This is a genomic window from Nocardia sp. NPDC004260 (genome assembly GCF_053603155.1).
This window is the reverse complement of record NZ_JBSGEZ010000042.1, coordinates 14,943-31,174: the sequence shown is the minus strand read 5'-3', so window position 1 is coordinate 31,174 and position 16,232 is coordinate 14,943. Positions and strand designations below refer to the sequence as shown.

Here is a 16,232-nt window from a genome sequence, read left to right as displayed (position 1 = left end):
CGAGATGGTCGAACATTCTCCGCGGGCTCTGCGCACCCCAGGGCCCATGCTGGAATTCCTACGCGGACGCGACGTCCTGGTCGCGGGCTGGGGCGTGTCGGGACGTTCGCTGGTGGAACCGCTGCGCGACATCGGCGCGCGTCCGGTGGTGACCGATGGCGGCGCCGCGGCCCTGGCCGAGGCGGCCGGGCTCGGGCTGGACGTGGCCACCACCGCGGAACTGGAGAACGCGGACTGGAGCCGGTTCGCGCTGGTGATCACCAGCCCGGGCTGGCGGCCGGACTCGCCGGTGCTGGCGTCCGCGGTCGCGGAGGGCACGCCGGTGTGGGGCGACGTGGAGTTCTCCTGGTGGGTCGATCAGGCCAGGATCTACGGTCCGGTGCGCAAATGGCTGGTCGTCACCGGCACCAACGGCAAGACCACCACGACCCAGATGACCCACGCGATCCTGCGTGCGGCGGGCATCGCCAGCGTCGCGTGCGGCAACATCGGCCTGCCCATCCTGGACGCGTTGCGGCGCAACCCCGGTCCGCAGGTGCTCGCGGTGGAGCTGTCGTCGTTCCAGCTGCACTGGGCGCCGTCGGTGCGCCCGGAGGCGGGTGTCGTGCTGAACGTGGCCGAGGATCACCTGGATTGGCACGGCGGCCTGGACGCCTACGCCGCGGCCAAGGCCAGGGCGCTGGTCGGCCGGGTCGGCGTGGTCGGCCTGGACGATCCGGTCGCGGCCTCGCTGGCGCGCAAGTCCAAGGCGCGCCGGACCGTCGGGTTCCGGGTGGGTGTGCCCGCCGACGGCGAGCTCGGCGTGGTGGACGGCAAACTGCTCGACCGCGCGTTCACCAAGGCCGCGATCCTGGCCGAGGTCGGCGACATCAGCCCGCCCGGTCCCGCCGGCGTCGCCGACGCACTCGCCGCCTCCGCGTTGACCAGGGCGATCGACGTCGCGCCGCAGTTCGTCCGGGAAGGCTTGATCGAGCACAAGGTCGGTCCGCACCGCGCGGCGTTCGTCCGCGAGCTGTCCGGCGTCGAGTTCGTCGACGACTCCAAGGCCACCAATCCGCACGCCGCGCGCTCCTCGATCCTGGCGCATCCGCAGGTGATCTGGGTGGCCGGTGGCCAGCTCAAGGGCGCGCACGTCGACGACCTCGTCGAGGAGGTCGCCGACCGCCTGGTCGCGGCGGTGCTGATCGGCGCCGACGCACCGGTGCTCGCGGCCGCGTTGGCGCGACACGCGCCCGAGGTCCCCGTCGTCGAGCTGATCGCGGGAGACGATGCAGGGATGGGTGACGAAGCGTCGAGGGCCGCCGCGGCCGACGCCGTCATGGCGCGGGCCGTGCGCGCGGCCGCCGGGTTCGCCCGCCGCGGCGACACCGTGCTGCTGGCTCCCGCCGCCGCGTCGCTGGACATGTTCGCCGATTACACGCACCGGGGTCGCAGTTTCGCCCAGGCGGTGCACGCTCTGGACGACGGTGACCTCGGAACCACCGATATCGGGGGTTTGCGATGACTGCCGACCGGGGCGGGCGGGGTATCGACACCCGCCCCGGTCGGTCGAGTCGCTTTCGCGGACGCGCGAGCATCCTCGGCGTCCGCTGGTTCGCTGTCACAGTGGTGCTACCGGCGCGGACCGCGGGTGTCTCGTGACTTCGGGCAACGGCAGGCGGTGGACCGGTAAGGCGGCCCGGACCTCGGGCGCACGAGAAGCCGGCTCGCCATCCCGGCGTGGCCGCGGCGTAGGGGCGGGTCCCGCTTCGTGGCTGGCACGGCCGCTCGCGTCCTTCCATCTCGTCGTCACCATCGCCACGCTGCTGACGGCCCTCGGACTGGTCATGGTCCTGTCCGCGTCCGGCGTCGTCGAGTACGCCGAGGGCGGGTCGGCCTACTCCCTGTTCATCCAGCAGACGTTGTTCGCGGGGATCGGCGCGGTGCTGTTCTATCTGGCCCTGCGCGTTCCGCTGCGCCTGTTGCGCCAGGCGTCGTTCCCGCTGTTCGCGATCTCGGTGCTGGCGCTGGTGCTCGTGCTCATTCCCGGCATCGGCACCAGCGTGCAGGGCGCGCGCCGCTGGCTGATCCTCGGTCCCGTCTCGGTGCAGCCGTCCGAGGTCGTGAAGGTGACCTTGATCGTCTGGGGCGCGCACTTGCTGGTTTCCCGGCGAGCGATGGGTTCGAGTCTGCGGGACATCCTGGTGCCGCTCGTCCCGGCGGGTGTGCTGGTCTGTCTGTTGATCGTGGTCCAGCCGAATCTCAGCACCACGGTCGCGGTGGGCATCATCCTCGGCGCCTTGCTGTGGTTCGGCGGACTTCCGATCCGGCTGTTCGTGACGATCGCGGTTTCCGGCGTCGTCGCCGCGGGCGTGCTCGCCATGTCCGCCGGTTACCGGTCGAATCGGGTCCGGTCCTTCTTCAACCCGGGTTCCGATCCGCAGGGCAACAACTATCAAGCTCGACAGGCCCTGTATTCCCTTGCCGACGGAGGGATCTGGGGTAGGGGCCTGGGACAGAGCCGGGCCAAGTGGAGCTACCTGCCGAACGCGCACAACGACTTCATCTTCGCGATCATCGGAGAGGAGCTGGGCTTTCTCGGCTGCGCGCTGGTGCTGGGTCTGTTCGCCTTGTTCGTCTACACGGGACTGCGCATCGCCGGCCGGTCGGCGGATCCGTTCCTGCGACTGCTGACCGCCTCCGCGACCACATGGATCGCCGGACAGGCCATGATCAACATCGGGTATGTCGTCGGTCTGCTTCCGGTCACCGGGTTGCAGCTGCCACTGGTGTCCGCCGGTGGCTCGTCGCTCGCGATCACCTTGCTGATGTTCGGGCTGATCGCCAACGCGGCCAGGCACGAACCGGAAGCCGTCGCGGCGCTGCATGCCGGACAGGACGGTCGTTTCAGTAGGCTGTTGCGGTTGCCCAAACCCGAGGTGTACGCGCCGGCTCGGGCGAGCGCCCGCCGTGGCCGGGCCCCGCGGCCGTCCGATCGCGGACCTTCGGCGCTGCCGCAGGGCAGGCGGGGGCGTGCGGAACCGGCGCGCCGCCGCTCGCCGGAGAGTCGCGGCACCAGCTCGGCGCGCGCCACCAGGGCTTGGGAACCCAGTTATCCGGTCAATCACGCAAGAGAACGGGGAAGATCCAGGTGATCTCGGTAATCGTCGCGGGCGGCGGCACGGCGGGCCACATCGAACCGGCACTGGCGGTGGCCGACGCGTTGCGGCGGCTCGACGATTCGATCCGGGTGACGGCGCTGGGCACCGAACGTGGCCTGGAGACCCGCCTGGTTCCCGAGCGCGGCTATCCGCTCGAGCTCATCCCTCCGGTTCCGCTGCCCCGCAAGCCCACCGCCGATCTGCTGCGGTTACCCGGTCGGGTGCGCGCCTCGGTGGCGGCCACCAGGGCGGTCATCGATGCGGTCGAGGCCGACGTGATCATCGGTTTCGGCGGGTACGTGGCGCTTCCGGCGTATCTCGCCGCGGGCGCGGGCGTGTTGCGCCGCAGACGCCCGGTGCCGGTGGTGGTGCACGAGGCCAACGCCAAGGCGGGTATCGCGAACAAGGTCGGCGCTCGCCGCGCCGCTCGGGTGCTCGCGGCGGTCCCGGACTCCGGCCTGGCGGACGCGCGGGTGGTGGGCATTCCGGTGCGCGAATCGATCACCGGATTGGACCGCGCCGCACTGCGGGCCGAGGCGCGGGAACACTTCGGCCTTCCGTCCGAAGGCCCGGTGCTGCTGGTCTTCGGCGGTTCCCAAGGAGCGCGGACACTCAACGACGCGGTCTCGGGCGCCGCGCCCCAGCTGGCCGCCGCGGGCATCTCGGTGCTGCACGCGCACGGGCCCAAGAACACCCTCGACGTGGACGGATCCGCCGCGGACGGCGCTCGCTACGTCGCCGTGCCGTACCTGTCCCGGATGGACCTCGCCTACGCCGCCGCCGACGCGGTGGTCTGCCGATCGGGCGCGATGACGGTCGCGGAGGTCTCGGCGGTCGGGCTGCCCGCGTTCTACGTGCCGCTGCCGCACGGTAACGGGGAACAGGAACTCAACGCTCGGCCCGTGGTGCGCCAGGGCGGTGGCAGAATTGTCCCCGACTCCGAGTTGACGCCGAAGTACGTGATCGATGAGGTGATTCCGCTGCTCATGGACTCCGCACGGCTGACCGAGATGGGCCGGGCCGCCGCAGGCGCCGGGCACCGCGACGCCGCCGACGAGGTGGCGCGGATCGCGCTGGAGGTGGCGCGCCGATGAGCGACACGACCGCGGACCGGGTGGTCCAGGACGCGGGCGCCGAACGGACCGCGCTGCCCCCGGAGCTGGAGCGTGTGCACATGGTCGGCATCGGCGGGGCCGGGATGTCCGGCATCGCGCGGATCCTGCTCGCCCGCGGCGGCGCGGTGTCGGGGTCGGACGCCAAGGAGAGCCGGGGCGTGCTGGCGCTGCGCGCGCGCGGCGCTCAGGTGCGGATCGGGCACGACGCCACCGCTTTGGACCTGCTACCCGGCGGCCCGACCGCGGTGGTCACCACTTACGCCGCCATTCCGAAGACCAATCCGGAACTGGTCGAGGCCAACCGGCGCGATATCCCGGTGCTGCTGCGCCCCACGGTGCTGGCCTCGCTGATGCGAGGGCATCGCACCTTGCTCGTGTCCGGTACGCACGGCAAGACGTCCACCACCTCCATGCTCATCGTGTCGTTGCAGCACTGCGGGTTCGATCCGTCGTTCGCGGTGGGCGGTGAGCTGAACGAGGCGGGCACCAACGCCCACCACGGCACCGGTGACATCTTCGTGGCCGAAGCCGACGAGAGCGACGGATCGCTGCTGCAATACGACCCGGACGTCGCCGTGGTCACCAACATCGAGTCCGATCACCTGGATTTCTTCGGCTCCGACGAGGCCTATGTGCAGGTCTTCGACGACTTCGCCGACCGCCTCGCCGCGGGCGGCCTGCTGGTGGTGTGCCTGGACGATCCGGGCTCGCTGGCACTGGCCGAGCGAGTCGGTGCGCGCTTGGCCGAGCGAAACGTCCAAGTCCTCGGCTACGGCTCCGGCGAACTCGCCGACGCGCCGGTCCCGGTGGGCGCCCGACTGCACAGTTGGGAGCCGCGGGACGTCGGCGGCATCGCGCAATTCCAGCTCACCGACGAGGCCGCGCCGCGCACGCTGCGCCTGTCGGTGCCGGGCAGGCACATGGCGCTCAACGCGCTCGGCGCCCTGCTCGCGGCGCGGGCCACGGGCGCCGACGTCGGCGAGATCATCCAGGGCCTGGAAGGGTTCGGCGGTGTCCATCGCCGGTTCCAATTCGCCGGTCGGGAGAACGGCGTGCGGGTGTTCGACGACTATGCCCACCACCCCACCGAGGTGCGCGCCGTGCTCGGCGCCGCCGCCGAACTGGTCCAGCAGGAGGCCCGCGACGGAGCCCGGTCCAGGCAGGGCCGGGTCATCGTGGTCTTCCAGCCACACCTCTACAGCCGGACCGCGACCTTCGCCCAGGACTTCGGCGCCGCGCTCAGCCTGGCCGACGAGGTCGTCGTGCTCGATGTCTACGGTGCGCGGGAGAAGCCGCTGCCGGGCGTGAACGGAGCGTTGGTCGCGCAATCGGTGACCAAGCCGGTGCACTACCAGCCGGACATGTCCCGGGTCGGGCGCCAGGTCGCGGGGCTGGCGTTGCCGGGCGACGTGGTGATCACCATGGGCGCGGGCGACGTGACGATGCTCGGCGGTCAGATTCTCGACGGATTACGGGCGCGTCCCCAGCACGGACGGTGACCCGGCGTGCGCGGGGTCGGGTCGGCGCGCGCGGCCGGGCGCCGCGCGGGTGATCGGTTCGGCGAGCTCGACTGGCGCCGAATTCGCCTGTGGGGATTGCTGAGCGTGTGCGTCCTTGCGGTGCTCTGTGTGCTCGCCTGGTTCACCCCGGTGCTCTCGGTGGGCACCGTGCGAATCGAGGGGGCGGTGGCGGTGCCCGAACAACAAGTGCGGGATGTGCTCGAAATTCCTTCCGGCCGCTCGATCTTGCGGATCGACACCAATGCCGTGGCGCGCCGGGTGGCGAGTATTCCGAAGGTGCGCACGGCACGGGTGCAGCGGGTGTTTCCGTCCACGGTTCGGGTGACGGTCGTCGAGCGCGCCGCGGTGTTGTTCTACGACAGCAGGGAAGGCGCGCATCTGCTGGACGCAGACGGCGTGGAATTCGCGGTCGAGCCGGCTCCGATCGGCGTGCCGAAGTTGATCACGGATCATCCCGGCGGCGCCGATCCGGTGACCAGGGCGGCGGTCTCGGTGATCGCCATCGTGCCGCCTGCGCTGGCGGTTCAGGTGAGCGAGGTTGTGGCACGGTCTATTTCGGATATTTCGCTGAATCTGAAGGGCGGCCGCACGGTACTCTGGGGCGGGAGCGACGACGCCGAACGAAAGGCGGCGGTCGTGTTGCCGTTGTTGACGCGCCCCGGAACGGTGTTCGATGTGTCGAGTCCCAATCTGGTCACGGTAAAGTGATCCACACCCATTGCGCCCAGGTATTTTTCGGCGGTCCGGGAGTTGTTCCGGCGCCGAGAAGGGAGCCGGGGGGCAACCGTTCACCATACGACGTGTGGAGCGGCGAGACGAGCGGGATCACGCAAGATTCTGGCTCTCGTTTCGGCGCGCCTGCGCGCGTATCGCGTCGGCTGCGAATAGCGTTCCGCACCAGTCGGATACTTGACATAACGCTAACCCTATGGTTCAGCTTTAGGGTTTGCCCGAGCCGCGGTTCGCTCCTCGTAGCGACCCGACCCCCGGACCGGGCCGAAAAGGCGGTGTGCCGAGCATCCGGAAACGACAGGCTTTAGATCGAAGGAAGGCGAGAGCCCATGACGCCCCCGCACAACTACCTTGCGGTGATCAAGGTCGTCGGTATCGGCGGCGGCGGTGTGAATGCCGTCAACCGGATGATCGAGCAGGGACTCAAAGGTGTCGAGTTCATCGCGGTCAACACCGACGCCCAAGCGCTGCTGATGAGCGATGCCGACGTCAAGCTCGACGTCGGCCGCGAGCTGACCCGAGGTCTCGGAGCAGGCGCGGACCCCGAGGTCGGCCGCAAAGCTGCCGAGGACCACAAGGACGAGATCGAAGAGGTGCTCAAGGGCGCCGACATGGTCTTCGTGACGGCGGGTGAGGGCGGCGGCACCGGCACCGGTGGCGCCCCGGTCGTCGCGCAGATCGCGCGCAAGCTCGGCGCGCTCACCATCGGCGTGGTCACCCGCCCGTTCTCCTTCGAGGGCAAGCGGCGCGGGAATCAGGCCGAGGTCGGCATCAATCTGCTGCGCGAGTCGTGCGACACGCTGATCGTCATTCCGAACGACCGGCTGCTGCAGCTCGGCGACGCGGCGGTGAGCCTGATGGACGCGTTCCGCTCCGCCGACGAGGTGCTGCTCAACGGTGTGCAGGGCATCACCGACCTGATCACCACCCCGGGTCTGATCAACGTCGACTTCGCCGATGTCAAGAGCGTGATGTCCGGCGCGGGCAGCGCGCTGATGGGTATCGGCTCGTCGCGCGGCGAGGGCCGCTCGGTGAAAGCGGCCGAGGCGGCGATCAATTCGCCGCTGCTGGAAGCCTCCATGGACGGCGCGCACGGTGTGCTGCTGTCGATCGCGGGCGGGTCCGATCTCGGGCTGTTCGAGATCAACGAGGCGGCTTCGCTGGTGCAGGAGGCCGCGCACATCGAGGCCAACATCATCTTCGGCACCGTTATCGACGATTCGCTCGGCGACGAGGTGCGGGTCACCGTGATCGCGGCGGGCTTCGACGGCGGCGGCCCGGCACGGCGCACCTTCGAGACGTCGGGTCGCAGCACCATCGGCACGGCGCGGTCGGGTGAGATCGGGCAGAGCCGAACCAGCGAGTTGACCGCGCGAAGCAGCGACAGCACGCCGAGCACGTCCGTCACGGGTACGGCGGGCCGCGGCGCGTTGCCGAGCTATCGGGACACCGAACGGCCGCGCACCCTGGGCGAGCCGTCGGTGACGAGCAGCACGCGACCGCACATCACGCCGCCGGATGCCGACGACGATGACGACGACGTGGACGTGCCGTCGTTCATGCGGAGGGGCTAGGCGTACCTCCGCTTTCGCTCCGGCCATGCGCGTGCTGCGTACCTCCGCTTTCGCTCCGGCCATGCGCGTGCTGCGTACCTCCGCTTTCGCTCCGGCCATGCGCGTGCTGCGTACCTCCGCTTTCGCTCCGGCCATGTGCGTGCTGCGTACCTCCGCTTTCGCTCCGGCCATGCGCGTGCTGCGTACCTCCGCCTTCGCTCCGGCCATGCGCGTGCTGAAGACGGACTGCGTCCGGCAGCACCCATCAGGCGCTGGAATCCGGTTCCGGCGCAGGCCGGGACCGAGCTGGAAAGAGCGATCCCGGCTCGCGCCGGTACGCGTCGGAGGGACACGCCGAAGCGGTCCCGAAGCACGACCGTGGACAGGAATTCGGGGGACGCCGGTGCGGGGGCCGGCCGGGCGGGACCGGGCGCCGCGGCGCCCGATACGACGCGACTGATCCCGCCCCGGGGAATATTCGCTCTCTACCTGGGCATTTCGACGCCCTTCGCCGAGCGCCACTACGCTCGTCGCCATGACTATCGCGCCGACCATCACTGTCCGACGGGTCACCACGACCAGGTCCGGAGGCTTCTCGGCGCCGCCCTACGACTCGTTCAATCTTGGCGACCACGTCGGCGACGATCCGACGGCCGTGCGGCGCAACCGCGACCGGCTGGCCGAGGGCATCGGCCTGCCGCCGGAGCGCCTGGTCTGGATGGAACAGATCCACGGCCGCAACGTGGAGATCGTCGACGGGCCGCGCGCCGAACCGGTCCCGGCCACCGACGCGCTCGTGACCACCGTGCCGGGTCTCGCGCTGGTCGTGCTGACCGCCGACTGCGTGCCCATCCTGCTGTCCGACGACGAGGCGGGCGTGATCGCCGCGGTGCACGCGGGGCGGATCGGCGCTCGCATCGGCATCGTGCCGCGGGTGCTCGACGCGATGGTCTCGGTCGGCGCGCGCCTGGATCGGGTCGGCGCGCTGCTCGGGCCCGCCGCCTCCGGCCGTCAGTACGAGGTTCCCGCCGCCATGCGCGCCGACGTCGAAGCGCACCTGCCCGGCAGTGCGACCACCACGGTCCGCGGCACTCCGGGCCTGGATCTGCGCGCGGGCATCTCCCGGCAGCTCACCGAGGCAGGCGTCGGCGCGATCGCGGTGGACCCGCGGTGCACCATCGAGGACCGCACCTTGTTCAGCCATCGCCGTGGCGCGCCGACCGGCCGGATCGGCGGGGTGATCTGGATGGAGGCCGCCGCGTGACCGCGCGAACCGCCCGTCCGGTCGATGCACCGTGCGTCGGGGAGGCGCGCGCATGAGCGCCGAAGCCAGGACCGCGGTGGACGGCGCACTCGCCGCCAGGACCGCCGAGCTGTCGGACAACCTGGCCGGTCTGCTCGCTCGCATCGACGCGGCGTGTCGCGCCGCGGGCCGGGCGCCGGATTCGGTGCGGCTGCTGCCGGTGACGAAATTCTTCCCCGCCTCGGACGTGGCGATCCTGCATCGGCTCGGCCGCCGCGAGTTCGGCGAGTCGCGGGAGCAGGAGGCGGCCGCCAAGGTGGCGGCGTTACGTGAGGAAGACCTCTCCGGAATCCGCTGGCACATGATCGGGCGGTTGCAGCGGAACAAAGCGCGCAGTGTCGCCCGGTGGGCGCACACCGTTCACTCGGTCGACAGCGAACGTCTGGCAACCGCTCTGGACGCCGGTGCGGTGGCTGCGCTGGAGGCGGGCGAACGCACCGAACCACTGCGGGTGTTGCTCCAGGTGAGCCTGGACGACGACCCCGCGCGCGGGGGTGTCACGGCCGCTGATCTTCCCGTGCTCGCGCAACGGATTGCGGACGCTCCGGGATTACGTTTGTCGGGTCTGATGGCCATTCCACCCTTGGGTTCGGAGTCCGATGCCGCATTTGCGCGACTTGCGATGTTGCACACGTTGTTGGTCGCCGATCATCCGGACGCGACAGAGCTTTCCGCGGGAATGTCGGGGGATCTGGAATGCGCGATCGAACATGGTTCGACGGTTGTGCGTGTCGGTACCGCCTTGATGGGTATACGACCGATAACCTCGGGCTAGCAAAGAAACCTCATCAGTCACATTCGACACATATGCTGGGATCTGACGAGGGCTGAGCAAGACTTCAACACCCGGCCGCCACCGGGGCCGAAGGAAGGTCGACCAATGAGCACGCTGCACAAGTTCAAGGCGTACTTCGGCATGGTTCCGCTCGAGGATTACGAAGACGACTACGTCGACGATCGCGCTCCCCGAGGGGTAGACGAGCGCGGCGCTCGCCGGCCCCGGCCCCGTGACTACTCCGACCGCGACGGCTACGTCGATCGCTACGCCGACGATCGGTACGGCGCAAGCCGTTTCGACGACGTCGACTACCCCGAGCCCGCCTACAAGTCGCCCTACAAGGCGGGTTACTCGGTGTCCCGACGCGACGACTACGCCGAGCCCTACGGCGACGACCGCTACGACGCGCCCCGGCGTCCGACCCGGATCGACTCCGCGCCGTCGGGCCGGTTCCGCGCGGGCGGGAGCCCGCCTCCGCTGCGCGGTACGACCCGTGGCGCCCTCGCCGTCGATCCCGACGCCGAGGAGCGCAGGCTGGAGGAGCGCGTGCGTCCCGAGCCCGCCCCGGTGCGGCGGCCCGGGATCTTCGAGGACGGAGGCCCCTTGTCCAAGATCACGACGCTGCGCCCGCGCGACTACAGCGAGGCTCGGATCATCGGTGAACGCTTTCGCGAGGGCAATCCGGTGATCATGGACCTGGTGGATCTGAGCAACGCCGACGCCAAGCGGCTGGTCGACTTCGCCGCGGGCCTGGCCTTCGCGCTGCGCGGATCGTTCGACAAGGTGGCGACAAAAGTGTTCCTGCTCTCACCGGCCGATGTCGACGTATCAGCGGAAGAACGCAGACGCATCGCGGAAACCGGCTTCTACAACCAGAAATAAGCTCGTGATCTGGGGGGTGGAGCAGACCGGTCGCAGGTTGTGCGGCGCGGTCATTTTGCGCGAAGCGATTTTTACGGCAGAGTGAACTCGTGGCCTTGTTCGCGGTGCTGTACTTCGTACTGTTCATCTTCTGGCTGTTGCTGATCAGCCGGGTGATCGTCGAGTTCATCCGTAGCTTTGCCCGAGACTGGCGTCCTACCGGTGTCGTGGTCGTAGTCCTGGAGGTGATCTTCACGATCACCGATCCTCCGGTGAAACTGCTCAGGCGCTTGATACCTCCGGTGTCACTGGGCGGAATTCGCCTGGATCTGTCGATAATGGTCCTGCTTTTCATCGTCTTCATCCTGATGTCGATCGTGGGCAGGCTCGGGCAGCCGGTAGCTCCGGTGTGACAGAATGGGCCGTGAAGACAGCTTGCTAGATCTGCTAGATCTCCAAAAGACGCGTGAAGGGATCCTTCCATGCCGCTGACCCCAGCCGATGTGCACAACGTCGCGTTCAGCAAACCGCCGATCGGGAAGCGCGGCTACAACGAGGATGAAGTCGACGCGTTCCTGGATCTGGTGGAGCAGGAGCTCTCGCGTCTGATCGAGGAGAACGCCGATCTGCGCCAGCGGGTCGCCGAACTCGACGCGGAATTGGCCGACGCCAAGAAGAACCGTGGCCCGGCCGGAGTGAACAGTCCGAAACCGCCGATTCCGCAGGCCCCGCCGCCGCAGCCGGAACCGATCAAGCCCCCGGTTCCCGTCGCCCCGCCCGCGCCGATGCCCGCCGCGCCGGTGGCCAAGGACGCGCCGGGCGCGGACGCGAACCTGCAGGCCGCCAAGGTGCTCAGCCTCGCCCAGGAGATGGCGGATCGGCTGACCAGCGACGCCAAGAGCGAGGCGGAGAGCTTGCTGTCGAATGCCAGGGCGAATTCCGAGCGACTGGTCGGCGACGCCAGGACGCGGTCGGAGGCCATGATCGCCGACGCCCGTCAGAAGTCGGACGCGATGCTGACCGACGCGCAGAGTCGTTCGGACAGCCAGCTGCGGCAGGCCAAGGAGAAGGCCGACGCGCTGCAGGCGGACGCCGAGCGCAAGCACACCGAGATCATGGCGACCATCACCCAGCAGCGCAGTGTGCTGGAGAGCCGGATCGAGCAGCTCAAGACGTTCGAGCGGGAGTACCGGGTGCGGTTGAAGTCGTACCTGGAGTCGCAGCTGGAGGAGCTGGAGAACCGTGGCTCGGCCGTTCCGGTCGACGGCGGCGAAGCCTTCGTGGATGCCAACACGGCGAACAACCTCGCGCCGGCGTCATTCGCCAAGGGCGGCAAGTAGCGCGCCGCGCCCAAGCGCAGCAGTTCGCATACCGTTTAGAGGAACTGTCGAGCCGCCCGGCATGCCTTGGGGGTCACCATGCTCGTCTTGACACTCGTCCTTGCCGCGATCGGCTTCGCCCTGCTCGTGGCCGCGCTCACCACCGGATCGGTGATCTGGGCGTGGGGCTGCATCGTGGTGTGCGTCATCGGCGCGATGCTCTTGTTGGTGAGTGCTTTGTCCATGCGGAGTCCGGAGAGTGATTCCCCGCCGCCTCCTGGTCGTCATGCCAAACGCTGACCTGCCTGACAAAGTGAGTTGACCGCTCCGGCTAGAATCAAACATGAATGCGGCGTCGATCCGGCCATCACCGGGGAGCCTTCGGAAGAACGGCGGCACGGCCTGCGGGCCGGGCGCTCAGTAGAACCGAACGGGTGAGCCCGTCACAGCTCGCGAATGAGAGGTCCGGTGTCGCCACGCCGGACAAGCGGGGTGGTACCGCGGTTTCGGCGCACCGGGCGCCGTCATCGTCCCCGTGCCAACGACTCGGCACGAGGAGACGTATCCGCGATGGCGGACCAGACTTCCAGCAACAGCGCGTACCCGCGCGTCGACCTGAGCGTCGGCAGCGGGGCGTCGTTCCCCGAGATGGAGCGCCGCGTGCTCGACGCGTGGGCGGCCGCCGACACCTTCCGCGCGAGCATCGAAAACCGTTCCGGCGCAGCCGAATTCGTCTTCTATGACGGGCCGCCCTTTGCCAACGGTCTGCCGCATTACGGACATTTGCTCACCGGATACGTCAAAGATCTCGTCCCGCGTTTCCAGACGATGCGCGGCAAGCGGGTCGACCGGCGATTCGGCTGGGACTGTCACGGATTGCCCGCGGAAATCGAAGCCGAAAAGCAGCTCGGTATCACGGACAAATCACAGATCGACGCGATGGGACTCGCGGAATTCAACGCGGCCTGCAAAACATCGGTGCTGCGCTACACCGGGGAATGGCGCGACTACGTGACCCGCCAGGCTCGCTGGGTCGACTTCGACAACGACTACAAGACGCTGGACACCGACTTCATGGAGTCGGTGATGTGGGCGTTCAAATCGCTGTACGACAAAGGGCTCATCTATCAGGGCTTCCGGGTGCTGCCCTACAGCTGGTACGAGCAGACGCCGCTGTCGAATCAGGAAACCCGTCTCGACGACGCCTACAAGATGCGCCAGGACCCGGCGGTCACCGTCGACATGGCGTTGCGCGTGCCCGCGGATCATCCGCTGCACGAACTCGACGGCGCCAACGCGCTGATCTGGACCACGACGCCGTGGACGCTGCCGTCCAACTTGGCGATAGCGGTGCATCCCGACGTGCGCTACGTGCACCTGCGCGCGGCCGACGGAAAACGCTATGTGCTTGCTGCCGAACGGGTTTCGCACTACGCGCGGGAGTTCGGCGCGGAGCCGGAGGTGCTCGCCGAGTTCGACGGCGCGGCGCTGGCGGATCTGTCCTACGCGCCGCCGTTCGACTTCTTCCTCGGTCATCCCCACGCCCACCGCGTGCTCACCGCCGACTACGTGACCACCGACTCCGGCACCGGCATCGTGCATCTCGCACCCGCCTTCGGTGAGGAGGACATGGACGTCGCCTCCGCGCACGGCATCGAGCTGGTGCAGCCGCTGGACCCGGGCGGCAGGTTCACCTCGATGGTTCCGCCGTACGAGGGCCTGATGGTGTTCGACGCGAATCCGGTGATCATCAAGGACCTCAAGGCTGCGGGAAAGCTGTTGCGGCACGAGACGATCGAGCACTCCTACCCGCACAGCTGGCGCTCCGGTCAGCCGCTGATCTACATGGCCGTGCCGTCCTGGTTCGTCGCGGTGACCAAATTCCGCGACCGCATGGTGGAGCTGAACAAACAGATCACCTGGGTGCCCGAGCACATCCGCGACGGCCAGTTCGGCAAGTGGCTGGAAGGCGCGCGCGACTGGAACATCAGCCGCAATCGCTACTGGGGCAGCCCGATCCCCGTGTGGGTATCCGACGATCCGGCCTACCCGCGCGTCGACGTGTACGGCTCGCTGGACGAGCTGGAGCGCGACTTCGGTGTGCGCCCGGCCGATCTGCACCGCCCGATGATCGACGAGCTCACCCGGCCGAATCCCGATGACCCGACGGGCCGCTCGACCATGCGCCGGGTGCCGGAGGTGCTGGACTGCTGGTTCGAGTCCGGCTCGATGCCGTATGCCCAGGTGCACTATCCGTTCGAGAACAAAGAGTGGTTCGACAGCCACTTCCCGGGCGATTTCATCGTCGAGTACAACGGCCAGACCCGCGGCTGGTTCTACACGCTGCACGTGCTGGCGACGGCTCTGTTCGACAGTCCGGCGTTCAAGACCGTCGCGGCGCACGGCATCGTGCTCGGCGACGACGGCCTGAAGATGAGCAAGTCCAAGGGCAATTACCCGGACGTCAACGAGGTGTTCGACCGGGATGGCTCGGACGCGATGCGCTGGTTCCTGATGAGTTCGCCGATCCTGCGCGGCGGCAATCTCATCGTCACCGAGCGCGGCATCCGCGAGGGCGTGAGTCACGCGCTGCGACCGCTGTGGAACGCGTGGACGTTCCTGCAGCTGTACGCGTCGAAGCCCGGTGTGTGGCGCACGGATTCGCCGCACGTGCTGGACCGATACATCCTGGCGAAGCTGGCGCGAACCAGGGATGTCATCACCGAGGCGCTGGATACCTACGACATCGCGGGCGCCTGCGATGAGCTGCGCTCGTTCGCCGACGCGCTGACCAACTGGTACGTGCGGCGCTCCCGCTCGCGATTCTGGAGCGAGGACCGCGACGCGGTGGACACCCTGCACACGGTGCTCGAGGTGGTCACCCGGCTGGCCGCGCCGCTGCTGCCGCTGATCACCGAGGTGATCTGGCGCGGGTTGACCGGCGGTGACTCGGTGCACCTGGCCGACTGGCCGGAGGAGGGCGAGCTGCCGGACGATCCGGAGCTGGTCGCCGCCATGGACGAGGTGCGCCTGGTGTGCTCGACGGTGCTGAGCCTGCGCAAGGCGCAGAACCTGCGGGTACGGCTGCCGCTGGCCGAGGTCACCATCGCCGCGGCCGACGCCGAGCGGCTGGCGCCGTTCGCCGACATCGTCGCCGACGAGGTCAACGTCAAGAAGGTCGACCTGACCACCGACGTGGACGCGCACGGCCGGTTCGAGCTGGTGGTCAACGCCCGCGCCGCGGGGCCGCGGCTGGGCAAGGACGTGCAGGCGGTGATCAAGGCGGTGAAGGCCGGTGACTGGGCCGAGGACGCCGACGGCACGGTCCGTGCGGCCGGAATCGCCCTGCTGCCGGAGGAGTACACCCAGCGTCTCGTCGCGGCCGAGCCCGAGTCGACCGCGGCGCTGCCCGGCAACGCGGGTCTCGTGGTGCTGAATTCGGTGGTCACCGAGGAGCTGGAGGCCGAGGGCTGGGCGCGGGACCTGATCCGCGACCTTCAGGAGACCAGGAAGTCCGCCGGGCTGGACGTGTCCGACCGCATCACCGTGGTCCTGGACGTCCCGGCGGACCGGGCCGCGTGGGCCGAGACGCACCGTGACCTGATCGCGGGGGAGATCCTCGCCACGACGCTGACCTTCGGCGACGCCGGAGCGGAGGCCGCCGATCTGGTCGGCGGAGTGCGGGCGCAGATCGCCAAGGCCTGAGCGCCGGGTTCAGAGCCGGGGCGGGACCGAAAGGTCCCGCCCCGGTTGCTGTTCCGAGCGGCCTTTCGTGCCGTTTGCCGAGCCGATCGACGGCAGCGATCCGAGCCTGCCGAAGTCGATCCGCTCGATGTTCTCGCCGGGGCCGGACAGGTCTGGGCGCGGTCGCTTCGGTCGCCGACGCCCCGGGTCGCTTACCCGGCCGCCGC

Annotated in this window: 13 protein-coding genes; 12 read left to right on the top strand and 1 reads right to left on the bottom strand. The window is 69.0% G+C overall.

The genetic code is table 11. The annotated features are described in order from the left end of the window. The first annotated feature begins 46 nt into the window (after positions 1 to 46). The 11 genes from murD (at position 47) to wag31 (ending at position 12,342) form a co-directional block, all read left to right on the top strand. Positions 47 to 1,504, top strand: a complete 1,458-nt coding sequence (gene murD, locus ACWEO7_RS23515) for a UDP-N-acetylmuramoyl-L-alanine--D-glutamate ligase (protein WP_452426178.1) — start codon at positions 47 to 49, stop codon at positions 1,502 to 1,504. A 133-nt stretch (positions 1,505 to 1,637) separates the two neighbouring features. Further along, entirely contained in the window at positions 1,638 to 3,134 is a 1,497-nt protein-coding gene (gene ftsW, locus ACWEO7_RS23510; protein ID WP_452426119.1) for a putative lipid II flippase FtsW, read from the top strand. Further along, a complete protein-coding gene (gene murG, locus ACWEO7_RS23505) occupies positions 3,131 to 4,234 on the top strand; it encodes an undecaprenyldiphospho-muramoylpentapeptide beta-N-acetylglucosaminyltransferase (protein ID WP_452426117.1) in 1,104 nt (367 codons plus the stop codon). Before ftsW ends, murG begins: the two co-directional genes overlap by 4 nt. Then, positions 4,231 to 5,754 carry a UDP-N-acetylmuramate--L-alanine ligase gene (gene murC, locus ACWEO7_RS23500; protein WP_356965195.1) on the top strand — a complete coding sequence of 508 codons (1,524 nt, stop codon included), beginning with the start codon at positions 4,231 to 4,233 and terminating at the stop codon, positions 5,752 to 5,754. Before murG ends, murC begins: the two co-directional genes overlap by 4 nt. A gap of 6 nt (positions 5,755 to 5,760) precedes the next feature. Next, a complete protein-coding gene (locus tag ACWEO7_RS23495; protein WP_450023761.1) occupies positions 5,761 to 6,483 on the top strand; it encodes a cell division protein FtsQ/DivIB in 723 nt (240 codons plus the stop codon). A 353-nt stretch (positions 6,484 to 6,836) separates the two neighbouring features. Beyond that, positions 6,837 to 8,081 (top strand): cell division protein FtsZ, encoded by a 1,245-nt coding sequence (gene ftsZ, locus ACWEO7_RS23490; protein ID WP_452426115.1) that lies wholly within the window; start codon positions 6,837 to 6,839, stop codon positions 8,079 to 8,081. A gap of 514 nt (positions 8,082 to 8,595) precedes the next feature. Beyond that, a complete protein-coding gene (gene pgeF, locus ACWEO7_RS23485; protein ID WP_356965199.1) occupies positions 8,596 to 9,324 on the top strand; it encodes a peptidoglycan editing factor PgeF in 729 nt (242 codons plus the stop codon). Between the two features lie 52 nt (positions 9,325 to 9,376). Beyond that, entirely contained in the window at positions 9,377 to 10,138 is a 762-nt protein-coding gene (locus tag ACWEO7_RS23480) for a YggS family pyridoxal phosphate-dependent enzyme (RefSeq protein WP_452426113.1), read from the top strand. Positions 10,139 to 10,243: 105 nt separating this feature from the next. Then, positions 10,244 to 11,023, top strand: coding sequence for a cell division protein SepF (locus tag ACWEO7_RS23475; RefSeq protein ID WP_450023769.1), 780 nt, complete (start codon positions 10,244 to 10,246; stop codon positions 11,021 to 11,023). An 89-nt stretch (positions 11,024 to 11,112) separates the two neighbouring features. Continuing rightward, positions 11,113 to 11,415 carry a YggT family protein gene (locus ACWEO7_RS23470; RefSeq protein ID WP_039797136.1) on the top strand — a complete coding sequence of 101 codons (303 nt, stop codon included), beginning with the start codon at positions 11,113 to 11,115 and terminating at the stop codon, positions 11,413 to 11,415. Between the two features lie 69 nt (positions 11,416 to 11,484). Continuing rightward, complete coding sequence (gene wag31 / locus ACWEO7_RS23465) at positions 11,485 to 12,342, top strand: DivIVA-like cell division protein Wag31 (protein ID WP_452426111.1); 858 nt, start codon at positions 11,485 to 11,487, stop codon at positions 12,340 to 12,342. 35 nt (positions 12,343 to 12,377) lie between these two features. Here the strand turns inward: wag31 and ACWEO7_RS23460 are convergent, their stop codons facing one another. Continuing rightward, positions 12,378 to 12,566, bottom strand: a complete 189-nt coding sequence (locus ACWEO7_RS23460) for a hypothetical protein (RefSeq protein ID WP_450023771.1) — start codon at positions 12,564 to 12,566, stop codon at positions 12,378 to 12,380. A 325-nt stretch (positions 12,567 to 12,891) separates the two neighbouring features. On the opposite strand from ACWEO7_RS23460, the gene ileS reads away from it, so the two are divergent. After that, positions 12,892 to 16,026 carry an isoleucine--tRNA ligase gene (gene ileS / locus ACWEO7_RS23455; RefSeq protein ID WP_452426109.1) on the top strand — a complete coding sequence of 1,045 codons (3,135 nt, stop codon included), beginning with the start codon at positions 12,892 to 12,894 and terminating at the stop codon, positions 16,024 to 16,026. The last annotated feature ends 206 nt before the right edge of the window (positions 16,027 to 16,232 follow it).